The 10267-nt window shown below is 37.5% G+C and carries 11 protein-coding genes; 9 read left to right on the top strand and 2 right to left on the bottom strand.

What is annotated here, in order from left to right; all coding sequences use genetic code 11:
* Nucleotides 1-589 (bottom strand): S41 family peptidase (locus ACH2DQ_RS24105; protein ID WP_395028568.1); only part of this gene is annotated, 589 nt, incomplete at its 3' end.
* Nucleotides 590-723: 134 nt separating this feature from the next.
* A complete protein-coding gene (locus ACH2DQ_RS24100; RefSeq protein ID WP_394911355.1) occupies nt 724-1824 on the bottom strand; it encodes a DUF3810 domain-containing protein in 1101 nt (366 codons plus the stop codon).
* Nucleotides 1825-2066: 242 nt separating this feature from the next.
* Here ACH2DQ_RS24100 and ACH2DQ_RS24095 point away from each other — a divergent pair, with 242 nt between their 5' ends.
* The 9 genes from ACH2DQ_RS24095 to ACH2DQ_RS24055 form a co-directional block, all read left to right on the top strand.
* Nucleotides 2067-2297, top strand: a complete 231-nt coding sequence (locus ACH2DQ_RS24095; RefSeq protein ID WP_394911354.1) for an HPr family phosphocarrier protein — start codon at nt 2067-2069, stop codon at nt 2295-2297.
* A 247-nt stretch (nt 2298-2544) separates the two neighbouring features.
* Nucleotides 2545-3255, top strand: coding sequence for a LytR/AlgR family response regulator transcription factor (locus tag ACH2DQ_RS24090; protein ID WP_394911353.1), 711 nt, complete (start codon nt 2545-2547; stop codon nt 3253-3255).
* The gene (locus ACH2DQ_RS24085; protein ID WP_394911352.1) at nt 3256-4566 is read left to right on the top strand and encodes a sensor histidine kinase; all 1311 of its coding nucleotides are present in this window, start codon (nt 3256-3258) and stop codon (nt 4564-4566) included.
* A gap of 126 nt (nt 4567-4692) precedes the next feature.
* On the top strand, nt 4693-5289 hold the full coding sequence (locus tag ACH2DQ_RS24080; RefSeq protein ID WP_394911351.1) for an accessory gene regulator ArgB-like protein: 597 nt from the start codon (nt 4693-4695) through the stop codon (nt 5287-5289).
* Nucleotides 5273-5428 (top strand): AgrD family cyclic lactone autoinducer peptide, encoded by a 156-nt coding sequence (locus tag ACH2DQ_RS24075; protein ID WP_394911350.1) that lies wholly within the window; start codon nt 5273-5275, stop codon nt 5426-5428. The genes ACH2DQ_RS24080 and ACH2DQ_RS24075 overlap by 17 nt, the downstream gene beginning before the upstream one ends.
* A 425-nt stretch (nt 5429-5853) precedes the next feature.
* The gene (locus tag ACH2DQ_RS24070; RefSeq protein ID WP_394911349.1) at nt 5854-6468 is read left to right on the top strand and encodes a zf-HC2 domain-containing protein; all 615 of its coding nucleotides are present in this window, start codon (nt 5854-5856) and stop codon (nt 6466-6468) included.
* A gap of 12 nt (nt 6469-6480) precedes the next feature.
* Nucleotides 6481-9123 carry a DNA polymerase I gene (gene polA / locus ACH2DQ_RS24065; RefSeq protein ID WP_394911348.1) on the top strand — a complete coding sequence of 881 codons (2643 nt, stop codon included), beginning with the start codon at nt 6481-6483 and terminating at the stop codon, nt 9121-9123.
* A 19-nt stretch (nt 9124-9142) separates the two neighbouring features.
* The gene (gene coaE / locus ACH2DQ_RS24060) at nt 9143-9748 is read left to right on the top strand and encodes a dephospho-CoA kinase (RefSeq protein ID WP_394911347.1); all 606 of its coding nucleotides are present in this window, start codon (nt 9143-9145) and stop codon (nt 9746-9748) included.
* Nucleotides 9735-10267, top strand: a 533-nt coding sequence (locus tag ACH2DQ_RS24055) for an MBL fold metallo-hydrolase (protein WP_395028567.1), incomplete at its 3' end; no start/stop codon positions are given. The genes coaE and ACH2DQ_RS24055, both read left to right, overlap by 14 nt.

Below are 10267 nucleotides of genomic sequence, written 5' to 3'. Positions count from 1 at the left end.
CCCCTGATATCATTTCAACGATCTTGTTTAGATCGGTTCCGGTTACATTGATGTCATCTACGCCCATAATAATATCATCTGTCAGCATACCTGCGCCTTCAGCCGGACTATTTTCATAGACTTTAGCAATACTTGTCTGTTTTGTTATATAGTGCTGGTTAACCAGTACGCCAATGCCGCAGTAATTGCCGGAAGAAGATTTTTTCATAGATTCAAAATCTTCTTTATTATAGTAAGCCGAATAAACATCATCCAGCCCATACAGCATTCCTTTGTAAATCCAGTCCTCAACCTGTTCACTATTCTCATCAAAGTAATAATACTTGTCGATTAGATTTTGAATAGTACTGATCTTATTAGCTATGCGGGACACATCCAGCTCATTCGATTTTCCGGATTCAGTTCCATTCTCACTTTCCGTGGCAGCCAGTTGAGCTCCATTAGTTTCCCCAGCCACCGACCTGGAATCCCATGCCTTACTGTTCGTATAAATCAATAAAGACATTATACAGATGATCCCCATTGCTGCGGCTCCTGTTATAATGCCTTTCCAATAAGAATTTTTATGTTCCCTGTTCTTATCCTCCAATGTTTTGTCCTCCTTACGATCTCTATATTCAGTGTGTTACTAGTAGTCCATTGCTTTAAAATTTGGCGGTACTAGTAGCTATACCCGTTAAATATTTTAAGTATACAGGGATTTATCAGGAGAGTCAATGCAAATTACTTAAAAAACACTTTATATCCTACCATCAGATCCACCATCCGGTTGTAACTTTTAACACCGTCTGACTGACCATTTGCTTTTAAATAAGTATCGTTCATTTTCACAGCAGCCTTTGCCACTTTTGTATCATAGCGTTTCCAAAAGCTATTATTGGCAGTAAGGTCTGCTTCTATAATCGGGTTCAGCTGTCTGCGTATTCTTTTGTAGGCTTCTTTATCCGATCTGCTTAGCACATTCATACTGGAGATCCAGGCGGTAAGACTGCCACTATAACGGAATTCCGGAACATCAGATTTTTCACATGCCAGATATGCAATAAAATTTGCTTCATCCTCCTGCATAAACCCTTTTAAGTGGGAGAGTTCATGACACGCAGTAAATGGGATATTATAGGGAAGCATATCTCCATTGTAGTTCGCTTCAATTGTAAAGGGAGAATAAATACCGCTTAAGCTCTGAACAGATAAAATACCGGATGCCCATAATTTTTTCGGTCTTGGGTAGTAATCCGACAATCCGATATAAGATTTACTGATCTCTTTCATAGCCTCTACTGCCTGACTCTGAACGGCAGTGTCAACTATACAGATACCTTCCGTGTTGCGTTTTACCATTCCTGCCCACAGATTTACTTCTACCGTTAAATCTTCACACAGAATAGCCAGATCGGATGAGGTGTAGGAAATGACCTCAAAACCATTGTGCTTTGAAAAAGATACTCTCTGATAATTAATACCGCAGTTAATCGTATATAAAAAAAAGAGGATTGCGGTTCCGTGTACCAAGTATAAAAGGCCTATGTAAATATGTAATAATTTTTTCTTTTTGCGGACCACTTGAAAAATGAAGATGAAAACTCGAATAATACAGACAGTTAAAGCAATATAGAGGAAAATTTCTACTAAAGAAAACGGAAATATGGATTCCAATCGCCCGATACTGTTGACCAGAACCGGATAAATCGTTGCCGAATACCACTCCGCAAATCCTTTGTATTCTTTTGCCAGAAATAGCAAAAAAAGGCTAAAAACGAATAATAACATACTTCCAGATAATTGTAACAGTTTTTTGTTGTCATCTACTCTGATTTCTCCCATAATTTGCCCACCTATCACAAAAATTCTAATAATTATATTTTAGCAAAATTCGACAAATTTTTCTACTAAAAATGGAAATGTTCATACAATGTTTACATGTTAATATTTACCATCCATATACTCGTATTTTATGGTCAAATGTAATAAAAAAAGTACTAAAAATCATAAAATATTACCCTTGTGGAACCGAAAGAAAGAGTACTATAATGATTACATACAGAAGATGGAAAGGAGGTAAACTGATGACAAAGATGCCCGTTAATTTTCAGAGTCCTGAGGACATCATAAAATTTGTAAATATCGTAAGCGGTTATGATTATGATGTGGATTTAAAGTGTGGACACTACGTGGTGGACGCGAAATCCCTGGTCAGTGCATTTACGCTGAGTAATTCCACTAATATTGAAATGCAGATCCATGGCGATGATTGCAACGAATTGTTAGTCCATGTTGCCGAATATCTATGCAATTAGTAATAGAAATAGGAATGTCATTTGGTTAATGTTTAAAAAGCAGCATAAATCAGATCGGCATTCTTATTTTTTTGCGGTTTTATATAAATACGTAACTTGAAAAAATTGTGGACAAACCCTGAATTTATTTGTATGATATGCTATAGTGTATTTGATAGGCGTTGATACAGATGCCTAGGGGGCAGCCATTAAAGTTGCCGGATATTTACATAAGAATATTATATAGAAGGAACAAAGGAGAAATTTTATGCTTCATATCGTCATATGTGATGATGAACCCATTATTGCCGAGAAAATTAAAAATATCATAGTAAGTCAAATGGCTGATACGAATGAAGATTATCAATTAACTGCAAAATATAACGGAAATGATCTGCTTGCTTTTGTATCAGAAAACCAGGCAGATCTAATTTTTCTGGATATTGATATGCCCGAAATCTCAGGTATGGAAATTGCATCACAGCTTTATCAGTCAGGAATCAGCAACCGCATTGTCTTTGTAACCAGCCATGCAAATCTAGTTTTCGACACTTTTAAGTATCACCCGTTTCAATTCATAAGAAAAGAGTATATGGAAACAGAATTGCCGGAAGTCTTAAACGGCTTTCTCGACCTGAACACCGATGAGAACGAGGTACTGGAGATTACAGATGCTGACGGTATACACCTCATTCCCATCAAGCAGATTTTATTTATGGAAAAGATGGACAGAAAAATCGCAATTATCTGCACCAACGACAAGACCTTTCAGGTCTGGGCCTCACTGCGTGATTTTGAGAAAAATTATGCTAAGAATGGGCTGTGCAGAATTCATAATGGTATTATGGTGAATTTGAAATATGTATCAAGCATCGAGAATGATACTGTGATTATGGAAAATGAAATCGAACTGCCAATGAGCAGAAGCCGTAAGAAGGATGTGAAACAGCGGTTTATTGCATATATGAGGGGACGATAAATGGAAATTCTTTATACAGTTACTAAATTTTTAGCCAGTCCGATTGAAAATTTTATGATTTTATATTTTGTGGTTAAATATCTGGGATTAAAAGACGACTCTATATCTAAGAAAATAGGCGGAGTGTTAGCTGTCATATTGATAATACTAATTGCACAATTTACAGGAACTTTTTATAGAAGTGATGTAATCCTTCCCATTATGGCTATCTTAGTTCTATGGATTTATTGCAGATGGGCATTAGACGGGAGCGCAATTCTTCAGATGTTATGCTGCTTTACCCCTTTCATTATGTTAACGCTGATTAATACATTTATCTATCAATTAGTTGCAATGTCTTTTAATATAAGTGTACATGCTTTATTAACTTCAGAATCATATATTTTGATCTGGGTATTTATTATATCTAAAGTATTATTATATGTATTTATCCAGGTAATATTACGTGTAATGAAACGGAGCAAATTAAACCTTAGGAAACGAGAGTGGTTTACATTTTTGATCGTATTTCTCGTTTCATTTATAACGGATTTAGCTTTGTATTTAATGGTTCGAAACAATCCTACCGACGAAGCTATGAATATTAAAGCTCTTATCATTTTAATTGGTATTATCATCATTGATATTTATATCTATCATTCTATACTAACATTAAGTCAGGAAAACCAGGACATTTTACATATGGAATTAACAGAATTGAAATGCAAAGAGTTGGAAAGACAGTTATTTCAGATTAAAGATGCTGAAAATAGAGAATCCAAGATGCGGCATGATTATAAAAATCACCTTGCCTGTATACAAACACTATTATTTGAAGAAAAATATGATACCGTAAAAGATTATGCAAAAAAGGTATCCGACTTTTATCTTCAACAAACTACAGCATCTGAAATCTGCAATAACCACACCATTAATGCCGTCCTGCATGCTAAATCTGATGTTTGCCAGAAATATGGTATCTCTTTGGATATCAAAATAGCTGGTAACGCAAGCATTCTGGATGGCGTTGATACCAGTATTGTTTTATTCAATCTTCTGGATAATGCTATTGAAGCGAATATGCATAACACAGACAAATGGATTTCAATGGAAATGTATCAAGAAAAGAGTTATTTTAATATTTTTGTAAAAAATCCTATTAAAGAATCAGTTTTAAAGAAAAATCCACAGCTATTATCTACAAAAGACACTTCCGGAAAACATGGTCTGGGACATCTAAATGTAGCAGAAGCTGTTAATAAGAACGGAGGTATTGTAGAATATTACGAAAAGGACAATGTATTTATAGCACATATTATGATAAAAATATAATTTGATTACCAGTTAGACAAGAAATCAAACCAACTAGTCAATTCGTATTGAAACTTATAGAATAAATTGGTAAAATCCTATAGAAATGTAAAATTCTATGAAGTTTATAGGGATTTAGGTGAAGTTATGATTTCCAAGTGTGCTAATGTGGTGACTGATTTATGTGTCCGGAAGATGATCATTCAAGGCACTGAAAAAGAGGTTTATCAGTATGGGTTTGAGTTAATAATATCTACAATAGTAAATATATTCTGGATATTATTAATTGGTATTATTTTTAATAGGCTTTTTTTAGCTTTAATAGGTTTTTCAATATTTGCATGGATCAGAACTCAAAGTGGCGGTTACCACGCTAGTTCTTATCTAAAATGTAATCTATCATTAATTATTGTATTTGGATTTATCATGGCGTCAGTACGTTTTTTTAAAATTACAGATGTTTATTTTGCCTTTTTTGTACTGGCATACATATATGTTCCACTTTTCATGTGGCAGTTTTCACCTGTTGAAAATCTGGAATCCCCTTTAGACTCTGCTGAACGATCCCTCGTAAAACGAAAAGTATTAATGAGGGTAATAATTTGTGAAGTAGTAGGCATATGCGGATGGTTATTCGGTTACAATGAACTTGCTGTTTTAGTATTGTTTGTTCATGTTGCCGTTATCATATTAATAATCATAGAAATATTGAAAAGGAGGCGATTAAATGAAAGCCAATATTAAAGAAAACCTGTTAAAAGCTGTTGCAGCAGCTGGACATGCTGTAGCATTAGAAGGTGGAGACTGGCCATCATGGATCGGAATTTACCAGCCATCTAAACCAGAGGCTCTTAAAAAATCTAACGGTAAAAAATCCAAATAGGAAACAAAAATTACCAGTTAGACAAGAATCGAATCCAGTTAGTCAAAAGCTATTGCAATTTTTTCAAAATGAGTTAATATATTGGTGTTCAGACAAATATTAACTCATTATTCTTTTTCGGAAGCTGTCTGATTTGATTACTGTTATCGTTTGAGGGAGTACTGCGTGAAGTGGGGAACGCGTGTATATAAATATATATGAGCGATAATAACGTACGGAAAATTTTTTAATAAACGAACAGTATCAAATCGGCTTCATAATACGCCTCTGTAATATGCCAGACGCCTTTATCTGGGATATTACAGGGGCCATTTTTATTTTGTAATGGCAATTTTGAATAAGGTGTGTTAGAATCATGTAGAACATGTTTGAAAATTCATTTCCAAATACGCCTCGTTTAAATTTTGCCTTTCGGAGGAAAGCATATGGATTGTAAAACTGCCCAGCAGATGATTTTGCCTTATATACAGCGAAAATTAAATGATAAAGAACTTGAAAAATTCATTGAGCATATCAAAGAATGTCCGGAATGCCATGAAGAACTAGAGATTTATTTTACGATCTATTTTGCATTGGAACGTCTGGATGATGAAAGTCATATGAACTACAATATCCAGAAACTTCTGGTTGATGACCTGCATTCTTCGGAGCATCGTGTACACCGCAGAAAGATCATGCGTTTTTACCGGCACTGCTTTATGGCTGTGGCTCAGCTGGCTCTGTTGATCGTACTGTTTACCCAGTTTCAGATGTGGGGCAGCAATAAAACAATTCAGCAGACAACAATCTATGAATTTGTCTATGGCAATCCAAAATCCGAGATCGATGAAAATTTAAAAGATATACCTCAGATTTACCAGATCGAAACTTTGGATACTGAAGAAGCGTCGGGCACTGAAAAGAGCAGTGTGAAAAAAACTCCCGAGACGGAAAGTTCTTCCAATACTGCCAGCGAAAAATCCTCAAATAAAAAAAAGAAGAATACAAAGAAAAAGAATGCAAAAAATAAGAGTACTGAGAATCAGACTACAAAAAAGTAATTGGAGATATGTATGAGTGAAAAAATCGTTTTAATCGATGGACATAGTATTTTAAACAGGGCTTATTATGGAATCCCGGATCTCACGAATTCAGAAGGACTTCATACCAATGCCATTTATGGATTTTTAAATATCATGTTTAAAATATTATCCGAAGAAAACGCGGATTATCTGGCTGTGGCATTTGACCTGAAAGCCCCTACTTTCCGTCATAATATGTATGCAGAATACAAAGGCACCAGAAAGCCAATGCCTGACGAACTGCGTCAGCAAGTACCGGTGATGAAAGAAGTGCTCCAGTCAATGGATATTCCTCTCATGCAGCTGGAGGGATTTGAAGCGGATGACCTCTTGGGCACGGTAGCAAAAAAGATGGAAAAAGAGGGACTCATAGTCTCCATCGTATCCGGTGACCGGGACATGCTGCAGCTGGCAACCGATCAGATCAAAATCCGTATTCCCAAGACGAAGCGGACCGGTACAGAAGTAGAAGATTACAATACCAAGGACGTGATTGAAAAATATCAGGTTACACCTCTTCAGATTATCGAGTTAAAGGCTTTGATGGGTGATGCTTCTGACAATATCCCGGGCATACCGGGTGTTGGAGAAAAGACCGCTACAAAATTAATTGTAGAATATGGCTCCATTGAAAATGCCTATGCTCATGTGGAAGAGATAAAACCAAATAAGGCAAAAGAATCCTTAAAAAACCATTATGATCTGGCTGTGCTGAGTAAAGAGCTGGCTACCATTAACATAGAAAGCCCTCTGGATTTCTCACTGGAAAGTGCCCGCATTCATAATCTCTATACCCAAAAAGCATTTGAATTGTTTAAACGGCTGGATTTTAAAAATATGCTTTCCAAATTTGACTGTGAAGCACCGGTGAATACCGTGACAGATGTCTTTACAAAAGCAAATGATTTTGGCAAAGTAGAAGAGATCTTTACAAATGCAGGCAAAAACAAGCATGTCGGCATACAGCTTTTCACTGAGAAAAACAGTTTATTCGGATGCTCCCTTTGTTTTGGACCTTCCGATATTTATTTTATTCCCGTTGAAGGATTTATTTTGGAAGATTACCTGATTGGAAAAATACAGGAAATGGTTCAGGCAGTTCCTGCTGTCAGTACCATTAATCTGAAAGAACAGTTAAAATACCTTGCCGTAACCAGAGAACAGCAGCCTAAATTTGCAGATGGAGCCATTGGGGCTTACCTGGTAAATCCGTTGAAAGATACTTACACCTATGAAGATCTGGCAAAAGAGTACCTGGATATGATGGTTCCTTCCAGGGCGGAACTGCTGGGAAAAATGTCGCTCACAGCTGCTGCTGAGGAAAAGGAAACGGAACTGTTAACCTATGCATGTTATGCAGCTTTTGTGGCTTATTCTTCCACACCTAAAATCCGGGAACGCCTTGTAGAAATGCAGATGGATCATCTGTTTGACGAAATTGAGATGCCTTTGGTTTATACACTCTTTGATATGGAACAGGAAGGAATTCTGGTGGAGTCAGAAGCCTTAAAAATCTATGGCGAACAGCTGCTGATCCGCATTACAGAACTGGAGAAATCCATTTACGAACAGGCAGGAGAGCAGTTTAATATCAATTCACCGAAGCAGCTGGGTGTTATTTTATTTGAAAAGTTAAATTGCCCCAACGGCAAAAAAACCAAAACCGGATATTCCACTGCTGCAGATGTTCTGGAAAAACTGGCTCCCGATTTTCCAATTGTAACCGACATTTTGGAATACCGCCAGCTTACGAAGTTAAAATCTACCTACGCGGACGGACTTGCCAATTATATCTCTGAGGACGGAAGAATCCACAGCACCTTCAACCAGACAATTGCGGCTACCGGAAGAATCAGCAGCACAGAACCGAACCTGCAGAATATTCCCATCCGCATGGAACTCGGAAGACTCATCCGTAAAGTATTTGTACCAAAAGAGGGATATGTATTCGTAGATGCCGATTATTCCCAGATTGAGTTACGCGTACTTGCACATATCTCAGGGGATGAGACTTTAATAAACGCTTATCAGCAGGCACAGGATATCCACCGCATTACGGCTTCCCAGGTATTCCATATACCTTTTGAGGAAGTAACAGACCTGCAGAGGCGTAATGCAAAGGCTGTAAACTTTGGTATAGTCTATGGCATCAGCTCATTTGGGCTTAGCCAGGATCTGAGTATCACCCGGAAAGAAGCTGCTGCATATATTGAGCAGTACTTCATCACCTATCCCAGAATCAAACAGTTCCTGGATGAAACGGTGGAAGCTGCGAAAAAAGAAGGATATGTAACGACCATGTTTGGCAGAAGACGTCCTGTTCCGGAATTAACTTCCAGTAATTTTATGCAGCGTTCTTTTGGAGAACGTGTAGCCATGAACTCTCCCATACAGGGAACTGCTGCCGATATTATAAAAATTGCCATGATTCGTGTGAATAACAGTTTAAAGGAAAAGGGTCTGAAATCCAGATTGATTCTTCAGGTCCATGATGAACTTTTAATCGAAGCGTCACAGGATGAACTTGAACAGGTTGAGCAGATACTGGAAGCGGAAATGACAGGTGCTGCTGATCTGGCTGTTAAAATGGAGATCGATATGCATACCGGGAATAACTGGTATGAGGCTAAGTAGATAGGAGACAGGTTTACTAATGAAAGTATTAGGAATCACCGGCGGAGTAGGCGCCGGTAAGAGCACCGTTTTAGATTATATTTCAAAAATGTATCATGCCAGAGTCATTCAGGCTGACCAGGTTGGACATCTTCTGATGTCCCCGGGTCAGGTATGTTATTACCGCATTGCAGAATCATTTGGAAGCAGTATTTTGAATGGGGATCAGAATATCAACCGCAGTAAGCTTGCTGATATTGTTTTTGAAAATCCGGAAAAATTACAAAAGCTGAACCGGATTGTCCATCCTGCAGTAAAGGAATATATAGTAAATGAAATCAAAAAAGAACGTGCAGCCGGTAAAGTTCCTTTTGTGGTAATTGAAGCGGCTCTTTTGATTGAAGACCACTATGAGACTATCTGTGACGAATTCTGGTATGTCTATACCTCTGATGATGTGCGCAGAATCAGACTCAAGACGGCACGTGGATATTCGGATGAAAAAGTAAAACAGATTATGAAAAACCAGATGCGTGACAACGTATTTCGCCAGCATTGTCAATTTGTAGTTGACAACAGCAGCAATATTGTAGAAAATACATATGAACAAATTGACAGGGGATTGATAGAACATGAATTTTTGTAGTATAACAAGCGGAAGCAGCGGAAACTGCATCTACGTAGGATCAGAACATGCCAGCCTACTGGTAGACGTTGGCTTAAGCGGCAAGAAAATTGAAGCCGGCTTAAACTCCATTGACCGAAAAACAGCAGAAATGGACGGCATTTTAATTACACATGAACATTCCGACCATATAAAAGGTTTGGGCGTTCTGGCAAGAAAGTATCAGATACCAATCTATGCAACCGGTGGTACCATCAAAGCGATGAAAGCTTATTCACCTCTAGGTAAAGTGGATGAATCTCTTTTTTGTGAGATCTATCCGGATAAGCCATTTTGTATTAAAGATCTGGAAGTAGCGCCATTTTCCATTTCCCACGATGCGGCTGACCCGGTAGCCTACCGTATTAACCATGAACATAAATCCGTGGGTGTAATCACAGATCTGGGACATTATAACGATTACATAGTAGACCATCTTCAGGGACTGGACGGCGTACTTTTAGAAGCGAATCACGATATTAATATGCTTCAGGTTGGAAG

Source organism: Robinsoniella sp. (assembly GCF_034124845.1).
The sequence above is the reverse complement of the archived record's forward strand: the minus strand, read 5'-3'. Positions and strand labels throughout refer to the sequence as shown.

Excerpts from the sequence above, each read along its gene's own strand:
- ACH2DQ_RS24090 (WP_394911353.1), top strand. The coding sequence starts at position 2,545 with ATGCTTCATATCGTCATATGTGATGATGAACCCATTATTGCCGAGAAA.
- ACH2DQ_RS24085 (WP_394911352.1), top strand. The coding sequence starts at position 3,256 with ATGGAAATTCTTTATACAGTTACTAAATTTTTAGCCAGTCCGATTGAA.
- ACH2DQ_RS24070 (WP_394911349.1), top strand. The coding sequence starts at position 5,854 with ATGGATTGTAAAACTGCCCAGCAGATGATTTTGCCTTATATACAGCGA.
- coaE (WP_394911347.1), top strand. The coding sequence starts at position 9,143 with ATGAAAGTATTAGGAATCACCGGCGGAGTAGGCGCCGGTAAGAGCACC.
- polA (WP_394911348.1), top strand. The coding sequence starts at position 6,481 with ATGAGTGAAAAAATCGTTTTAATCGATGGACATAGTATTTTAAACAGG.
- ACH2DQ_RS24080 (WP_394911351.1), top strand. The coding sequence starts at position 4,693 with ATGATTTCCAAGTGTGCTAATGTGGTGACTGATTTATGTGTCCGGAAG.
- ACH2DQ_RS24095 (WP_394911354.1), top strand. The coding sequence starts at position 2,067 with ATGACAAAGATGCCCGTTAATTTTCAGAGTCCTGAGGACATCATAAAA.
- ACH2DQ_RS24100 (WP_394911355.1), bottom strand. The coding sequence starts at position 1,824 with ATGGGAGAAATCAGAGTAGATGACAACAAAAAACTGTTACAATTATCT.
- ACH2DQ_RS24075 (WP_394911350.1), top strand. The coding sequence starts at position 5,273 with ATGAAAGCCAATATTAAAGAAAACCTGTTAAAAGCTGTTGCAGCAGCT.